The organism is Nocardia sp. NPDC088792 (genome assembly GCF_044750615.1).
Lineage (GTDB): Bacteria > Actinomycetota > Actinomycetes > Mycobacteriales > Mycobacteriaceae > Nocardia.
The window spans coordinates 1,336,060-1,351,738 of record NZ_JBIVKC010000001.1; the positions used below are offsets into that span (position 1 = coordinate 1,336,060).

17 protein-coding genes and 2 pseudogenes are annotated in these 15,679 nt (G+C 66.6%); 7 read left to right on the top strand and 12 right to left on the bottom strand.

Annotation, left to right across the window (positions count from 1 at the left end):
- Nucleotides 1-113: 113 nt before the first annotated feature.
- Nucleotides 114-989: an ATP-binding cassette domain-containing protein gene (locus ACIP5Y_RS06515; RefSeq protein ID WP_400349171.1), complete on the top strand. Its 876-nt coding sequence runs from the start codon at nt 114-116 to the stop codon at nt 987-989.
- Here the strand turns inward: ACIP5Y_RS06515 and ACIP5Y_RS06520 are convergent.
- The gene (locus ACIP5Y_RS06520) at nt 976-1,641 is read right to left on the bottom strand and encodes a DUF4389 domain-containing protein (RefSeq protein ID WP_400348144.1); all 666 of its coding nucleotides are present in this window, start codon (nt 1,639-1,641) and stop codon (nt 976-978) included. The two genes, ACIP5Y_RS06515 and ACIP5Y_RS06520, sit on opposite strands and share 14 nt — an antisense overlap.
- Before the next feature lie 272 nt (nt 1,642-1,913).
- On the opposite strand from ACIP5Y_RS06520, the gene ACIP5Y_RS06525 reads away from it, so the two are divergent.
- The 4 genes from ACIP5Y_RS06525 to ACIP5Y_RS06540 are packed head-to-tail and all read left to right on the top strand — an operon-like array spanning nt 1,914 to nt 6,358.
- Complete coding sequence (locus ACIP5Y_RS06525) at nt 1,914-4,862, top strand: nitrate- and nitrite sensing domain-containing protein (RefSeq protein WP_400348146.1); 2,949 nt, start codon at nt 1,914-1,916, stop codon at nt 4,860-4,862.
- Nucleotides 4,863-4,873: 11 nt separating this feature from the next.
- Nucleotides 4,874-5,302, top strand: a complete 429-nt coding sequence (locus ACIP5Y_RS06530) for a roadblock/LC7 domain-containing protein (protein ID WP_400348148.1) — start codon at nt 4,874-4,876, stop codon at nt 5,300-5,302.
- On the top strand, nt 5,299-5,778 hold the full coding sequence (locus tag ACIP5Y_RS06535) for a DUF742 domain-containing protein (RefSeq protein WP_400348150.1): 480 nt from the start codon (nt 5,299-5,301) through the stop codon (nt 5,776-5,778). Before ACIP5Y_RS06530 ends, ACIP5Y_RS06535 begins: the two co-directional genes overlap by 4 nt.
- Complete coding sequence (locus ACIP5Y_RS06540; RefSeq protein WP_400349173.1) at nt 5,759-6,358, top strand: GTP-binding protein; 600 nt, start codon at nt 5,759-5,761, stop codon at nt 6,356-6,358. Before ACIP5Y_RS06535 ends, ACIP5Y_RS06540 begins: the two co-directional genes overlap by 20 nt.
- Before the next feature lie 370 nt (nt 6,359-6,728).
- Here ACIP5Y_RS06540 and ACIP5Y_RS06545 read toward each other — a convergent pair whose 3' ends face one another.
- Nucleotides 6,729-7,055 (bottom strand): hypothetical protein, encoded by a 327-nt coding sequence (locus ACIP5Y_RS06545; protein WP_400348152.1) that lies wholly within the window; start codon nt 7,053-7,055, stop codon nt 6,729-6,731.
- Nucleotides 7,056-7,516: 461 nt separating this feature from the next.
- Here ACIP5Y_RS06545 and ACIP5Y_RS06550 point away from each other — a divergent pair, with 461 nt between their 5' ends.
- Nucleotides 7,517-8,119: a DUF4254 domain-containing protein gene (locus ACIP5Y_RS06550; protein WP_400348154.1), complete on the top strand. Its 603-nt coding sequence runs from the start codon at nt 7,517-7,519 to the stop codon at nt 8,117-8,119.
- Between the two features lie 211 nt (nt 8,120-8,330).
- Here ACIP5Y_RS06550 and ACIP5Y_RS06555 read toward each other — a convergent pair.
- From ACIP5Y_RS06555 to ACIP5Y_RS06565, 3 genes and pseudogenes are all read right to left on the bottom strand, one after another.
- Nucleotides 8,331-8,525 (bottom strand): annotated as a pseudogene (locus tag ACIP5Y_RS06555) (hypothetical protein); the annotation flags it as partial.
- The gene (locus ACIP5Y_RS06560) at nt 8,526-9,674 is read right to left on the bottom strand and encodes a fatty acid desaturase family protein (RefSeq protein ID WP_400348156.1); all 1,149 of its coding nucleotides are present in this window, start codon (nt 9,672-9,674) and stop codon (nt 8,526-8,528) included.
- A gap of 12 nt (nt 9,675-9,686) precedes the next feature.
- On the bottom strand, nt 9,687-10,751 hold the full coding sequence (locus tag ACIP5Y_RS06565) for a ferredoxin reductase (RefSeq protein ID WP_400348158.1): 1,065 nt from the start codon (nt 10,749-10,751) through the stop codon (nt 9,687-9,689).
- 126 nt (nt 10,752-10,877) lie between these two features.
- Between ACIP5Y_RS06565 and ACIP5Y_RS06570 the strand changes: the two genes are divergently transcribed.
- Entirely contained in the window at nt 10,878-11,501 is a 624-nt protein-coding gene (locus ACIP5Y_RS06570; protein ID WP_400348160.1) for a TetR family transcriptional regulator, read from the top strand.
- Here the strand turns inward: ACIP5Y_RS06570 and ACIP5Y_RS06575 are convergent.
- The 7 genes and pseudogenes from ACIP5Y_RS06575 to ACIP5Y_RS06605 form a co-directional block, all read right to left on the bottom strand.
- Nucleotides 11,464-12,831 (bottom strand): MFS transporter, encoded by a 1,368-nt coding sequence (locus ACIP5Y_RS06575; protein WP_400348162.1) that lies wholly within the window; start codon nt 12,829-12,831, stop codon nt 11,464-11,466. The two genes, ACIP5Y_RS06570 and ACIP5Y_RS06575, sit on opposite strands and share 38 nt — an antisense overlap.
- 49 nt (nt 12,832-12,880) lie before the next feature.
- Complete coding sequence (locus ACIP5Y_RS06580; protein ID WP_400348164.1) at nt 12,881-13,201, bottom strand: type II toxin-antitoxin system PemK/MazF family toxin; 321 nt, start codon at nt 13,199-13,201, stop codon at nt 12,881-12,883.
- A 6-nt stretch (nt 13,202-13,207) separates the two neighbouring features.
- Nucleotides 13,208-13,429, bottom strand: coding sequence for a hypothetical protein (locus tag ACIP5Y_RS06585; RefSeq protein WP_400348166.1), 222 nt, complete (start codon nt 13,427-13,429; stop codon nt 13,208-13,210).
- A gap of 78 nt (nt 13,430-13,507) precedes the next feature.
- Nucleotides 13,508-13,755: pseudogene (locus ACIP5Y_RS06590) on the bottom strand (helix-turn-helix domain-containing protein); the annotation flags it as partial.
- Nucleotides 13,752-13,904, bottom strand: a complete 153-nt coding sequence (locus ACIP5Y_RS06595) for a hypothetical protein (protein ID WP_400348168.1) — start codon at nt 13,902-13,904, stop codon at nt 13,752-13,754. The pseudogene ACIP5Y_RS06590 and the gene ACIP5Y_RS06595, both read right to left, overlap by 4 nt.
- A 99-nt stretch (nt 13,905-14,003) precedes the next feature.
- Nucleotides 14,004-14,480 (bottom strand): hypothetical protein, encoded by a 477-nt coding sequence (locus ACIP5Y_RS06600; protein ID WP_400348169.1) that lies wholly within the window; start codon nt 14,478-14,480, stop codon nt 14,004-14,006.
- Between the two features lie 251 nt (nt 14,481-14,731).
- Complete coding sequence (locus tag ACIP5Y_RS06605) at nt 14,732-15,676, bottom strand: helix-turn-helix transcriptional regulator (RefSeq protein WP_400348170.1); 945 nt, start codon at nt 15,674-15,676, stop codon at nt 14,732-14,734.
- Nucleotides 15,677-15,679 lie beyond the last annotated feature (3 nt).

Below are 15,679 nucleotides of genomic sequence, written 5' to 3' on the forward strand. Positions count from 1 at the left end.
GTGCCGGCAGTGCGTGGGCCATCGATATCCAGGACCTGACACGCACTTTCGTGCTGAGTCGCAAGGAGGGCCGCTGGCGACGGCGGCGCGAGGTGGTCACGGCCGTCGACGAGATGAGCTTCCGCATGGAACGCGGGGCGGCCGTGGGTTATATCGGCGCCAATGGCGCGGGCAAGTCCACCACCATCAAGATGATCACCGGCATTCTGGTGCCGTCGGCCGGCACGCTGCGCACCTGTGGCCTGGATCCGGTGCGGCAGCGGCGCGAACTGGCCGGGCGCATCGGCGTGGTGTTCGGGCAGCGGTCCCAGCTCTGGTGGGATCTGCCGCTGCGCGAATCGTTTTCGATCCTGGCGGCCATCCATCGGCTGGAACCGGCCGCCGCGCGCGCCCGCACCGCGGAACTGGTGGAGCAATTGGAGATGGGCAGCACCCTGGACACGCCCGTGCGGCAGCTCTCGCTCGGGCAGCGCATGCGCGCCGAGGTCGGTGCGGCGCTGCTGCATTCCCCGGAGCTGGTGATCCTCGACGAGCCCACCATCGGCCTGGATGTGCTGTCCAAGCAGCGATTACGCGAGTTCCTGCGCTACGAGCGCACCCAGCGCGGCACCACCCTGCTGCTCACCACCCACGATATGGGCGATGTGGAGCGGCTGTGCGAGCGCGTGCTGGTGGTGGACCACGGGCGGCTCGTCTACGACGGATCGCTCACCGGACTGGCCGCCACCGTCGGCGAACATCGGGTGCTCACCGTCGATCTGGCCGAGCCCACCGCGGATCTCACCGATCTGCCCGGTGCCAAGCTGCTCGGCACCGAAGGCGCGGGCATGCGGCAGCGGCTGGCCTTCGATACCGAGATCACCACTGCCGCACAGCTGCTCGCCGCCGTGTCGGCTCGTGCGGAGGTCCGCGACCTGTCCATCGAGGAACCCGATATCGAGGACGTGGTCCGCCGCATCTACGAGTCGGCCGAGTTCAGGATTCACTGACTTCGGTGGGTCCGGCCGTCTCCGGCTCCCGGGCTCCCTGGTCCAGCCGGAACGGTGGGTAGACGTCGGTCATGAGGCTGGCGTAGACGCGGATCCGGTAGAGCCAGCGGTTGATTCCCACGTTGAAGTCGAACAGGCCCTTCGGGTAGGAGCCGGTGAACAACAGCGCGATGGCCGCGATGATCGCCAGGATCGGCAGCAGCGCCCAGTGGTAGTGCCGTCCGCCCATGCCGACGAACGCGATGGCGATCAGGTACTGCGGGATGGCCAGCAGCCACCACTTGACGAGTACCAGGCCGCGGTGGAGCTGCTCGGGGTAGTCGACCTCGAGATCGGCGGGGTAGTCGGCGTTCGGGGCGAGGCTGAACGGCGGGTACCTGTCCGTGCCCAGCGTGGAGTAGGCGTAGAACCGCACGCGCCAACTCCAGCGCATGACACCGACATTGAAGTCGAACAGCGCACGCGGGTAGCGCCCGGTGATCAGAATCGCGAGGAACGCAACGATTGTCACCAGCAGGTACGCCACGTGCAGCACGATCAGCACGATGAGATGTGGAATGGCAAGTATCCACTTAATTATCCACATCCAGCGGGACAACCCCGGGTCGAGATCGCCGCGCACACGCACCGGGTAACCGGAACCAGGCTGCATGTCCATCACTCCTTCCGAGTGTCGGCGGCGCTCGGAAGGCCGCCGCCGGAACAGCGTGAGCCGTTGTTCACCTCGATGTTTCCTCCCGGCCAGGAAGATCACATCTACTTCTCATCGGTTGTGACCAGATTTGTACCGGCGCGCGACCAAAGTTCCGCCAGTCACACGGATCGGCTTCGAATTGCAAGGCACGGTCCGATGTGCGAAGTTGCTGTTGTTTTTCCGTGCGCTCGGCGTGGGTCGGCACGGTAGCCGATGTACAGGAGCCAGTAGTGAAATTGCGCCCGGCGAAACTGTTGCCGCGCGGCAACGGCAAGCTCACCCCGGCGACGGAGTTCCTCCGGCCGCGCACCATCAGGGCGCGGCTACGCCGCATCCTGATCTTCTCGGTGACGCTGGTACTGGTCCTGCTCGCCATCGTCATGGCGGGCGAGGTCGGGAACTACCGCGCCACCGGCGATACCGTCCGCGCCGTGAATCTTGCACTGGCAGTGCAGGATCTGGTGCACGAGGTACAGAAGGAGCGCGGCCTCACCAACGGCGCGCTCGGCGGCAACAATGCGATGCGCCAATCCCTCGGGGATCAGCGCGCGGCCACCGATACCGCCCTGCAGTCCCTCAACAAGGCGCTCTCCGACAACCCCACCGGCTCCGATCAGGTGCGCACCGCGCTCAGCCTGCTCGCCGGCGTCAGCGCCAACCGCAGTGACGTGGACGCCCGCCGCATCGACCGCAATGCCTCGTTCACCTTCTACACCAATGCGATCCACGCGCTGAACCAGACGCGGCCGGGCCTCGATCACGCCCAGGACAGCACGCTGTGGAAGGGCCTGGAATCGCTGTACGCGCTCGGTGACGTCAAGGAGTTCACCGGTCAGGAGCGCGGATTCCTCAACGGCGTCTTCGCCGCCGGCGGCTTCGAGCCCGGCGAGTACGCGCAGTTCCTCGACATCCGGGCCGGGAAGCAGGCCGCCATGGCGGCCTTCGAACGCGACGCCACCCCCGCGCAGCGCTCCGAGCTGTACACCGTCATGCGCGGTGACGACGCCACCCGGGCCGGGACGGCGGAACAGATCGCGATCGATTCCGTGCTCGGGCCGCTGACGCAACCGGTCGCGACGGCCGACTGGTGGAAGCAGATGACCTCGGTCATCGACGCCCAGCGTGTCGTCCAGCGCCACCTCGGTGACGAGATCCGCGGCCGCGCAGTGGAATTGCAGCACAATGCGGCAATGGTGCTCGGCATCTACGCGCTCATCGCACTGCTCGCCGTCGCCGCGCAGATCGCGCTGGTGGTGTCGACCGTGCGCGCCATCGTGCGACCGCTCGCCGACCTGGCCTCCGAGGCCGACGCGGTGGCCGAGAAGCGACTGCCGCAGGTCATCGCGGCCTGGGCGGACGCCGACGCCGGCGACCCGGCCCCGCCCGAACCCGTGCGCGCCGACGCCGATTCCGGCGAGGAGATCCTCTCCGTGGCGCATGCGCTGGACCGCGTGCAGACCACCGCCTACGAACTCGCCTCCGCGCAGGCGCGATTGCGGCGCAACACCACCGAATCCATGGCCAACCTGGCCCGCCGCAACCAGAACCTGGTCCGCCGCCAGCTCAGCCTGATCAGCGATTTCGAGCAGGAGGAGCTGGACCCCAACGCGCTGTCCAACCTCTTCGAGCTCGACCACCTGGCCACCCGCATGCGCCGCAATGCCGAGAGCCTGCTGGTGCTCGTCGGTGAGTCCAACCCGCGCCGCTGGTCCAAGCCCATCCCGCTGACCGATGTGATCCGCGCCGGCCTGTCCGAGGTCGACGACTACCGCCGCGTCGTACTGCGCCGCATCGACGATGTCGCCATCGCGGGCGCCCACGTCAGCGAGGTGGCGCACATGCTGGCCGAGCTCATCGAGAACGGATTGGCCTTCTCGCCACCCGATATGGAGGTCGAGATCTACGGCCGCCGGCTGGGGCGGCGCTACACGCTCGCCGTCGTCGACCACGGTGTGGGTATGCCGGCCGATCAGCTCGCCATCTCCAATGCCCGCCTGCAGGGCAAGGCCGACTTCCTGGTCGCGCCCACCCGCTTCCTGGGTCACTGGGTGGTCGGCCGGCTGGCCAAGCGACTGGGCATCGACGTCGAACTGAACATCTCCCCCACCAGCGGTGTGGTGGCCCGGCTCAACTTCCCGCCCGAGCTGCTGGGCGACGAGAACACCGTCCTGCCCGAGCTCGGCGGCACCGCGAATCACCTTGCCACCTCGGAACTTCCGGCCATCGGGAGCTCGCCCATGCCGGAATCCAGCTTCGGCCGGCACCGCTCCACCGCGGCGCCGGCAGCCGATCCGCAGCGCTCGTTCGGCGCCGCCGACGTGGACCGCGCGTACATCGGCTCCGAAACGGATCGCTCGTACAGCGCCGCCGACGAGGCCGCCCGCCGGAGCTTCGACACCGCTTCCGGCACAACGGCCTTCACCACTTCGTCGGACCTGATCGGCGACGCGGTCTTCGAGCCCTCGGACTCCGGGCCGATCACCGGCTCCTGGATCATCGACGGCCCGCGGGTCGAGACGCCCGGCGACACCGGCACCACCGGGGCCGCACGACCGGCCGATACCGAGCGCGCGATCTCGCGGGAGCACAACCCGATCAAGTTCATCCCGCTGGGCGGCGAGCCCGGACCGGCACTGGACACCGGACGCCGCACCCCGGACCCGGAGCGCACGGCCCGCAGCGGCTCGGAGAGCCATGCCGGATCCGGTGCGCGCCACGAGGACGACGCCTACCAGTGGGGCGCCGGCCTCGACGGCAATACGAGCCGCTTTCCGAGCTACGGCAGCGAGCCCGCCGTCCCCGCCCGGGGCGACTCCGGGCACGATCGGAACTACGCGCCCAATGGGCAGCCGCCGGCGCCCGCCGCGGCCGGAACATACAGCGACAGCGCTGGGACATACAGCGACGACACGACGCATGCGCAAGCGGGACGAGAGGTTTCAGTGGGTGTACCGGAGGTGCAACGCACACGAAACGGACTCGTCAAGCGCAGCCGGAAGACTCGCGAGAATTCGGGTGTCGCGCCGGGCGGCGCCCAGCGGCCCGCGGCGGAACCACGTAACGTGGCTCCGCCCGCCGAACGCACCCCCGAACAGGTGCGAAGCATGCTGGCCGGATTCCGATCCGGGCACCAGCGCGGCGAGAGCGGCGAGCCGCCACGACCCGGCTCGAATGCATAGGAGGATTTCAGGTGACCACCCACTACACCGACCCCAATCCGCACACCTTCAACTGGCTGCTGGCCGACTTCGTGCGCACCACCGACGGAGTGCGTGACGCGGTGGCGGTGTCCTCCGACGGTCTGCTCATGGCCATGTCCGACGGCCTGGACCGGACCGGCGCCGACCGGCTGGCCGCCATCGTCTCCGGTCTCACCAGCCTGGGCCGGAGTGCCTCGCGCAGTTACGCCTTCGACGGCCTGCGGCTCATCATGATCGAGATGGGCCGCGGGTTCCTGCTGGTGTCCGCAATGGCGAACGGTAGTTGCATCGGCGTCATCGCCGATCACCATGCCGATATCAGCCTGGTGGGCTACCAGATGGCGGTGCTGGCCGAGCGCGCCGGCGCGCTGCTCACCCCCGCGCTCATCACCGAACTGCGAGAGTCACTGAGCCGATGAACGATTCACACCGGCTGCCGGATTCGAGAATGATCGCCCGGGCGCGGCCGTACGCGCAGCCCGGGATGATGCCGGCCGCCGAACCCGCGGACCACTACCAGGAAACGACTCGACCCCGTTCCCACGCAGTGGAATCCGAAATCGAGTACGAGCCCGAGGATCAGGTCGTAAGACCGTTCATGATGACCTCCGGGCGCACCACCCCGCTGGTCGACGGATTGCGCATCGAGACCCTGGTGCGCGCCACCCCCGCCGCCCTGTCCGCCCCGCTGCGCTTCGAACTGGAGCGCGTGGTGCGGCTCTGCCAGCAGCCGCATTCCATCGCGGAAATCGGTGCGGCCCTGCGGGTTCCGGTCGGCGTGGCGCGAGTGCTGGTGAGCGACCTGGTGTCGGCCGGCCACGCCATGGTCGGCCAGAACGACGAACTGTCCACCGCCACATTGGAAAGGATCAGGGATCTTGTACGGGCACTCTGAGCATCGCCCCACGGTTCAGCCGCTGGCTTCCTCGGTGAAGATCGTGGTCAGCGGCGGCTTCGGTGTCGGCAAGACCACGCTGATCGGCGCCATCTCCGAGATCGAGCCGCTGGCCACCGAGGCCGATATGACCGAAGTCTCGGTGGGCGTGGACGATCCGGGCCTGGCCGCGGGCAAGACCACCACCACCGTGGCGCTGGATTTCGGCCGCATCACCCTGGACGCGAACCTGGTGCTCTATCTCTTCGGCACCCCGGGCCAGAAGCGCTTCGAGTTCCTCTGGGACGACCTGCTCGACGGCGCGCTCGGCGGCGTCATCCTCGTGGACACCGACCGGGTCGAGGACTGCTATCCGGTGCTCGACTTCTTCGAGGAGCGCCGCACCCCGTTCGTGGTGGCGGTCAACCGATTCGACCGCGGGATGGAGTTCGAGCTGGAGGAGGTGCGGGAGGCCCTCGACTTGGACCCCACCGTCCACCTCATGGAATGCGATGCGCGCGACCGGGAATCGGTCAAGCTGGTGCTGGTCGCCCTGCTGGAACAGATCCTGCGGGCGCGACAGGCGCCCGCCTACGCGTGAGCACCGCTCCGGACGCGGCCGGGGACCGGGTACGGGCAAAGAATTGCCCCGAGTGCCGTGCACTCGGGGCAATCGCCCGAAAACTCTTCGAACGATGAGGTTTTAGCGGCCGAAGGAGCCGGTCCACAGGGTGTTCAGCAGACCGCCCAGCGCGGCCGAACCGGTGTTGAGAACGCCGTTCAGCGCAGCGGAGCCAGTGTCGATGATAACCGGGATCATTGTGAAACCTCTCTGTTCAGTGAGGCCGCCGTCCGGGATTTCCGTTTCGGCGACCGGACCCACCCTGCCGGGCCTCCCTGAACAAGTCCTTGTCTGTAGCTGAGAGGTTGCTAAGACGCCGGGTAACACCAATCACAGGCATAGCGAGCCGCTATGGCACGCCGGGGCCCGAGCCATCCGCCGAATACAGGCTCACTTCGCCGTCCTCCCCCAGGAACGCGTTGACCAGCATCGTTCCGCTGGAACGCAATTCCTCCGGGGTCGGCGGGCCGGTCTTGACCGAGATCTGCGGCACCGCAGCCCAGTTGACGACATAGCGCTCGGGCGGGCCGTCATCACTGGACAGGTGTGCCAGCCGGAAGACCGACACCCTGCGGCGAACGATCAGAGTGCGGACGACTTCCGCGATTCGCTCCGGGTCTTCCAGCGCGAACATGAAACCGAAACCGAGCTCCGGCGACGACGCATATGCGGGCATATATACCGAGGCTAGTGGACCGCGGCCCGCAACTCTCCAGGCACGCCGCACCGGTAGCTATTCATAAGCCTCGGTAACCTGATTCATGACAGATCCAGCTATCGGGGACCGGCGCCCGGCGCACCCGCCGTCCCACACACCGTCCGCACAGGTGTCGATCAGCCACCAACCGCAGCAGCCATGTAACCGGGTTGTAATGCTGTATAACGATTTTCCGGCAGCTTCGCACAGCACGCGCCGGATGGTTGCGCCCGTTCGACTATCGCGCTTTCCTGAATATGTCCCGCATTGTCGGACAGTCTCTTCTCGCATCGTCGCGGATTTCCCGGTTTCTTCACCGTGCCGTAGGTAGGGGACTGTTGCGTTCCGGATGCGGGGCTGCGCCGGAGCCGAGGGGAGCCCCTCCCCGAAACCCCCTCGGCCCTGGCGCATCCAAACATGCGAAGCCGAGGGTGGAACGAATGGCAATCGACTACACCGGAGCGGTATTCGGGACCGAGCTCCCATCGCCTTCAACGTTGTTGCGCGCCTTCCGGGAACCCGTCACCACCGAGCGCCGCGATCGTGATGTGCTCGAATCCGCTCACGAACTGGCGCGCTGCCACGAACGCCGGCACCGCGCCCTGCAGACGGCCCACGCCGCCGGGGCCACGCCCGACAACGTGGCCGACTGCAGCCATACCGTCGACACGATCGACACGCAGCGAGCACACCAGATCGCCCGCATCGACGACTGGGTGGCGGCCAATATCCCGCACCGCGCCGGCGCCTCGCTGCACACCGAGACACTGGGCGCGGTCATCGACCGGATGGCCGCGAAATGGGTTGCCGCACAACAGGCTCTGGGAGTCTCCGCGCCCCCCGCCCGGGCCACCACCGCGAAGAACGGCGACGGGCGGTCACGACGCCACGCCGCCGCCCACCGCATCAGCGAGGACGGGCCACGCCGCAACGTCGACAGCGAGGCGCACCTGCAGTGGTATCGCCTCGCCGAACTCGCCGACGGCTACAAGGATCTGATCACCGAAGTGGCGCAACACCGACGGCGCCTCCCGGTCTGGTAACCCCCACTCCCGGGGAGCCCTCAGGGGCTTCGCCCCTGAAACCCCAACCCCGGGAGTCCCATCCCTAACGGGGGTCTACGACCTCGGCGTCGATGACGTCCGCGGAGACCCGTTCGCTCGGGACCGGCTTCGTGGCCGGATTCTCCTGCGCCGCAGGGGTTTCCGGCTCGTCGTCGAGGTCGTCGGCCTCGAGGTCGCCGGCCTCGGCGCGGTGCGCTTCGGCGTCCTGCTGTGCGGCCGCGGCGGCCTCACGCATCTCGATGGCGTCGGTGATCCAGTCGCCGATCTCCCGGGTCACCTCGGCGACCGTGCCGGTGATGATCGAGGCGATATTGCCGACGTGCCGTGCTCCGGACGACGTCAGTTCCTGGATGAGATCCTTGTTGCTCTCGAATTTGGAGATCATTTACACGCCCGCTTCGCTCGCCTGCCCCTGGCGCATCACGATAACACTCGCGGACTGCGAGTTCCCGGTCAGGAAGGGCGGCAGGGCCAGCTTGAACAGCTTCGCCCACACCGAGCCGATCTGCTTCGAGAAGCCGCCCGTGTTGTACGGCAGGCCGTGCTTCTCGCACAGTGCCTTCACCTCGGGGGCGATCTCCGGGTAGCGGTTGGCGGGCAGGTCCGGGAACAGGTGGTGCTCGATCTGGTGCGACAGGTTGCCGGACAGGATGTGGAACAGCTTGCTGCCGTCGATATTGGCCGAGCCGAGCATCTGCCGGACATACCACTCGCCCTGTGTCTCGTTGGCCGTCTCCTCCTGGGTGAACGTCTGTACGCCGGAGGGGAAGTGCCCGCAGAAGATGATCGAGAAGGTCCACAGATTGCGCACGATATTGGCGGTGAAGTTGGCCGTCAGCGTGGACACGAACAGCGGCCCGGTCAGCGCCGGGAACACGATGTAGTCCTTCAGCACCTGCCGGCTCGCCTTGCGCCACTGGCCCTTGACCAGGGTCTTGATCTCCGACCAGGACTTCTTACCGCGCACGATGTTCTCGACCTCGAGGTCGTGCCCCATCACGCCCCACTCGAAGGCCAGCATGAGGACGAACGCGTACAGCGGGTTGCCCAGCCGCAGCGGGTTCCACGCCTGCGCCTCGTCCACCCGCAGGATGCCGTAACCGATGTCGCGGTCCATATCGAGGATATTGGTGTAGGTGTGGTGCATGTAGTTGTGCGAATGCCGCCACTGATCGGCGGGACACACCGTATCCCATTCGAACACACGGGAATTCAGGCCCGGCTCACGCATCCAGTCCCACTGGCCGTGCATGACGTTGTGCCCGATCTCCATATTGTCGAGGATCTTGGACAGGCTCAGCGCGGCCACGCCCGCCAGCCAGAACGGCGGCAGGAAACCCAGGTACAGCAGACCGCGGCCGGCGATCTCGAAGCCGCGCTGCGCCTTGATGACCGAGTAGATGTATTCGCGGTCGCTCTCGCCCAGATCGGCGGTGATGCGGGCGCGCAGGGCGTCGAGCTCGCGGCCGATCTCCTCGACCTGCTCGACGGACAGGACCAGCGGGCCCTCGGGGGTTTCGGTGAGAATCGCCATGATGATCGCCTTTCAGAGAGCGATGTCGACGTCCCCGACGGGGGCGTTGATGCAGAGCTGGATGGACTGGTCCGGATCGGCGTCCAGTTCGCCGGTGCGCAGGTTGCGGGTGCAGCCGGTGCGCTTGACGGCGGTGCAGGAGAAGCAGATCCCCATGCGGCAGCCGTATTCCGGGGTGAGACCGGCGCTCTCGGCCTGCTCCAGCAGGCTCGCACCGGTGTTGTCGGTGGTGATGCCGCTGCCGGAGAAGGTGACCTCACCCTCGGCGGTGGATGGATCGGCGGGTGCGGCGGTGAGGGTGAACTCCTCCATGTGCAGGCGGTCGGCGAGCTGCTCGGCCTCGTAGACCGTGCGCACCGCCTTCATGAGGCCGCCGGGCCCGCACAGGTAGGTCTGCGCCGTGGCGAACCAGGGCGCGAGGCGCTCCAGTTCGTCGTAGCCGAAGACCGGGTCGTGCAGCAGTTCCGGGTAGCGGAACTCGACGCGGAAGTTGCCGTGCTGCATGGCGATTGCCTCCAGCTCGGCGCGATGCGGCACCCATTCCGGAGAACGGTTGTAATGCAGGAACAGCACCTGACCGCGATAGCCCTCATTGGCCAGCGTGCGCAGCATGGACAGCACCGGCGTGATACCGCTGCCGCCGCTGAGCAGCACGATGCGCTCGGGCCGCTGCTCGGGCAGGTGGAAAACACCCTGTGCGGGTGAGAGATCCACCGTCATGCCCGGAATCGCGGTGTCGTGCAGGTAATTCGAGACCAGGCCCTCCGGGTGGGCCTTGATCGTGAGTTCCAGGTGCCGGTCGCGGCGGTGCTGCGCATTCACCGGCGAATAGCAGCGGGTGTGGCGGACACCGTTGATCACCACACCGACCTGTACGTACTGCCCGGCCACATGACCCGCCCACTGCCGATTGGGCCGCAGGGTCAGGGTCACCGACCCGACCGCACTGCGGCGCACATGCGTGATCTCCGCGCGCAGATCGCGCAGCGTGAGCGTGGGACGCACCAGCTCCAGGTAGCGGTCCAGCGGGTGCGGGGTGGTCAACGTCTTCTGCACCAGGTCGATGAGTCCGACCATGCGAGCCTCCATTTCGGTGCACATCTGTACACTGAGATAGTCTGCCCGGTGAAGGCACTCCAGTTCAACCGGCAGTTCGTGTGACCCACACGACATCTCTCGACAGGAACGAATGTGAACGGATGTATGCTCATCGACGTGAGCGAGCAGGCAGCTACCCGAGTCGAGCGCAAAGAACGCACCCGAGCGGCCCTGCTCGAAGGCACCCTCGCCCTGGCCGCCGACCGCGGCTTCGCGGCCCTGAGCCTGCGTGAGATCGCCCGCTCCGCCGGCATCGTGCCCACCGCCTTCTACCGCCACTTCGCCTCACTCGACGAGCTCGGCACCAGCCTCGTCGAGGAGGGCGTGCGCCAAATGCGCCTCGCACTCAGGGAAATGCGCAGAAATCCGGAAGCCAAACTCGGCGACACGGTCCGATTCGTATTCACGCAGGTCGAGGACAAACGCGACCTCTACGGATTCCTGCTGCGCGAACGACACGGCGGTTCCGCGCCGCTGCGCGGGGCCATCGCCGTCGAAATGCAGCTCATCGTGCGGGAACTCGTCGTCGACCTGTCCCGGGTGCGGGCGCTGGACGAATGGTCGCCCGACGATCTCCAGCTGGCCGCCGACCTCATCGTCTCCACGGTCGCCGACCGGATCGCCGACTACGTGCTCGCGGAACCCCGGGAACGCGGGCGCATCGTGGCGGGCGCGATACAGCAGGTCCGGCTCATCGCGGTCGGAATGGGTGCGTGGTGGCCCCGTTGACCGGGAGCAACAGCACCAGACCCGCGATCAGCACCAGCAGCAGGCCCACGATACCGGCGCGCTCGGCATCGAAAGCCCACACGAAGAACCCGAAAAGCGTTGGGGCCAGGAAAGATACCGCCCGGCCCGTGGTGGCGTAGAGCCCGAACATCTGACCCTCGCGCCCCGGCGGTGCGACCCGGGCGAGAAAGGACCGCGCGGAAGCCTGTGCGGGGCCGACGAACACGGTCAGCAGCAACCCGAAGATCCAGAACATGAGCGGCCCGGAAACCACCAGCAACACCGTCCCGCAGACGATCATGGCCACCAGCGCGGTGACGATCACCGGCTTGGGTCCGATCCGGTCGTCGAACCGACCGCCGACCAGGGCGCCCAGTGCCGCAACCACATTCGCGGCAATACCGAACAACAGCACGTCCGAGTCGGCGATGCCGTACACGCGGACCGCCAGAATCGCACCGAAGGTGAACACCCCGGCCAGACCGTCCCGGAAAACCGCACTGGCCAGCAGGAATCCGACGGTCCGACGGTCCACCACCCACAACTCCCGGATATCGCGCCACAGCCCACGATAAGACGCCCCCACGGCCCGCAACCAGCGCAGCCGCCCGGTCGAAACAGGCGCCGCCGCAGCAGGATTCGCCACGGTCCGCACGACCTCGGGCACGAACAGGAACAGCGGCACCGCGAATCCCGCGAACCAGACGGCCGCCAGCACCGCCACCAGGCGGACATTCAGGCCGTCATCCGTGGGCACCCCGAACAGCCCGCGCATATCCCCCTTACCGGAGATGAACCCGAAGTAGCAGATCAACAGCAGCAGAATCCCGCCGAAATACCCCATGGACCAACCGAATCCGGAGATCCGGCCCACCGTCGCGGGCGTCGACACCTGCCGCAGCATCGCGTAATACGGCACCTGCGCCAGCTCGAACGCCGCCGACGCCACCCCCAGCAGCGCCAGGCCCAGCCACAGATAGCGGTAATTCTCGTGCACGAAGAACATGGCGGCCATCAGCACCACCGTCACCGTGCTCAGAATCCCCAGCGACAGTTTGCGTTTCGCACTGGCATCGAACCACTGCCCCGCCACCGGCGCGGTCACCGCCACCACCAGCCCCGCCGCCCCCAGCGCCCACCCCAGCCAGGCACTCGCCGAAATCCCGCCCGGCAGATTCTCCCCCACCTTGTCGGTGAGGTACACCGAGAACACGAAGGTGAGGATCACGGCATTGAACGCCGCCCCCGCCCAATCCCAGAAACCCCACGCCAGCACCGGCCCCCGCCCGCCGGCCTGCCCGATAGTCGCCTCTCCCGGCAGCTCGGTCATGCAGCGCAGACTAGGCGGTGCCTCGCCGCGGCGTGGCCTATCGGCCGGGTTATAGCAAACCAAGCTTCAACATCAGGGCTCGATCCAGGTCCGCCGACTCGTTACCTTCCAAGGAGCCCCTGAATTCACCCAGCCGAGTCGGATCGACGGTGTAGATCTGATCGCAGAGGATGCGTGTCTTCGTGCCGTCGATATCGATCTCGGGGCGGTAGATCGCCGGACCCGCCGACGTCGAGGTGAGTGCGACGATGATCGCGGTGGACGCGAACCGGTCCGATTGGATAATCACACACAGCCGTTTCCCTTGCTGCTCATGACCTTTCGCACCCGAAGCAGCCTTGATCTCATAGATGGCACCACGAAAGATCATGCAGACTCACACCACTCCCATGTACCGCTGGATCGCCAGCATTTCAGCCTGGTCGTCTTTGTCAGCGGCAAGGCGTTCCGCATCCGCCTCGGCCTGACGAAGCAACTCATCCTTGTACGCCTTCAACAAGGCATACCGCACCACCTCGGTACGGTTGCCGTGCCGGGCGGTTAGCGCTTCGATCGCCGTTTCCATCGCTTCATCGGTGCGAACGTTCAAGACAGCCATGCGCCAAGCGTAACACGCACTGTGTTACCGCAGGTCCGCAATGCTGAGCCCGGCGGACACGACTTCGGGCACCCGGCCGTGCGCCCGCTCGGCGCTGTCCAGCGCCAGGGTGCGCGAAATCGCGTTCAGCACCTGCACACTCACCTTGATATCCCCCCTGCTCCAGCCACGTGTACCAGGTGACACCCACACCCGCGAGTTGCGCCACCTCCTCGCGGCGCAGGCCCCGGCGTCCGCCGCCGCGAGCCGACGGGTAGACCGACATCGGCGGGAGTGATGCGAGCCCGCCGCGACTCGAGGAAGGTCGCCAACTGACTGTTGATCAGGCGGCGAGCTGATCGGCGTTGAGGTGGACGCGCCGATGCTCGCGGGTCAATTGAAAGTCCGAGTACCACTGGAAGCCGCCGTTGTCGATCAGGGCGCGGAGGGTGAGAATTGCTTCGGCGCCGGTCAATCCCCATTTGGTACCCGGCATCGGCGAGCACTTAAAGAACATCTTGGTAGTCCTCCCGGTATTAGGCAATTAAGGTTGCGATAGAGGTCCCCTTGTCCGCAGTGCCGGCAACCGATCGGTTCACCATCCGCAAGGGCCTACGCTCAGTTCGATTACGACCGCCGTGTGATTCCGCACCGCCGCGATTTGCTCATCGGTCAGTACGGTGACATCCCGAATCCCTCGCTCCTTTACCGTGGGCGTCGGATTCGAAACGAACGACACACCAGCCCCGCAGCCGTCCGGCCGTTCTCCGTGTGCCACCGCGTAATCGACATCAGGATGCTGCCTGGCCCACTCGGCGTCGGCATCCTCCACCGCCTTCAACTGGATCGTGGGGACCGATACGACTGTCAAGACGTCCGGCTTGGGTGCGGGGCCAATGAAATACGCTTCCGCAAGAGGCGGGTTGTCGCCGTCATCGATGGCGATAATTCCGGTCCGAGCGAAACCGGCGACCGTCGCCTGCTCGACAATCCGATGTGCCTCGTCCCCATGAGGACGCTCGTATTCCAGTCGGTGATAACCAAGGGCCAGCAATCCCATCACAATCAACAAGCCAAGACCCCACCGAAACCACCTGTTGTTGCGAGTCCTCACTCGTACGCCTCACTCCCATAGAGGATCTGATGTACGTACCCAACGACGCCCACTGCGCTCTGTCCATATCGCTCTTCTCTCGGCAGGAATGTGTTGGATCCTTCGGCTACACCCTGCGACCGTCCCAACGTCCTGCCCGCGTTGTAGCCGGATCCCGAGAACTGATCCAGTGGCGTCTCGCGTGCATGCGGCGCAGCGCAGCGAAACACTCAGGCGGACACGCTCTCGGACACCCAGCCGTGCTCCCGCTCGAAATGCTCGAGCCAGGGTCGGCGGCGCTCGTCCTCGCTCATGGCCAGCAGCGCCCGCAGCCGGGTCCACCCCGTCTCGTCCGCGGGTGTCCAGATCTGCACCCAGGCACCGGCTATGGCGGGCACGGTCATGCTGGTCATCACCATCTCCAGTTCACCGACCGCGAGGTGCCGAATGCACCTGGTACGCACCGAAGGCAACGCCACGTCATTGCGCTCCCACAGCTGTGCGAACAACGCGCTCTCGGCGCAGAGATCCTCGATGAACCCCGTCCATTCCGGATCCTGCAGATACCTGGCATAGGCCGCCCGCAGATACCCCACCATCCGCGCCAGATGCTCGATCTGCGACCGGTACGGGTTGCAGCATTCCGGACTGATGAACACCTTCCGGATCACATTCTTCTCACCGGACACGAACCCCGGGCACATCGCCGCGTACGCCTCGTTGTGCGCCAGCACGTCATACTTCGCACTGAGCAAGGCGGCCGGCAACGGATGCAGATGATCCAGAATCACCTGCAACTCCTCCGGCACCCGCTGCTCGACCGCGAGCCCCGGAATCGTCGGCACATCCGCCAGCCGATACAGATGCGCCCGCTCCACCCCGTCCAGCGCCAGCGTCCGCGAAATCGCGTTCAGCACCTGCACACTCACCTTGATATCCCGCCCCTGCTCCAGCCACGTATACCAAGTCACCCCCACCCCGGCCAGCTGCGCCACCTCCTCCCGGCGCAATCCCGGTGTCCGCCGCCGCGTCCCCGCCGGCAGCCCCACATCCCCCGGCAGAATCCGCGCCCGCCGCGACTTCAGAAAAGTCGCCAGCTCCTGCCGCCGCGCCTTGCTCATCGCCCGCGGATCGGCATGATCATCCGTGGCGGTGTCGAAATCCAGAGAACCCACCAC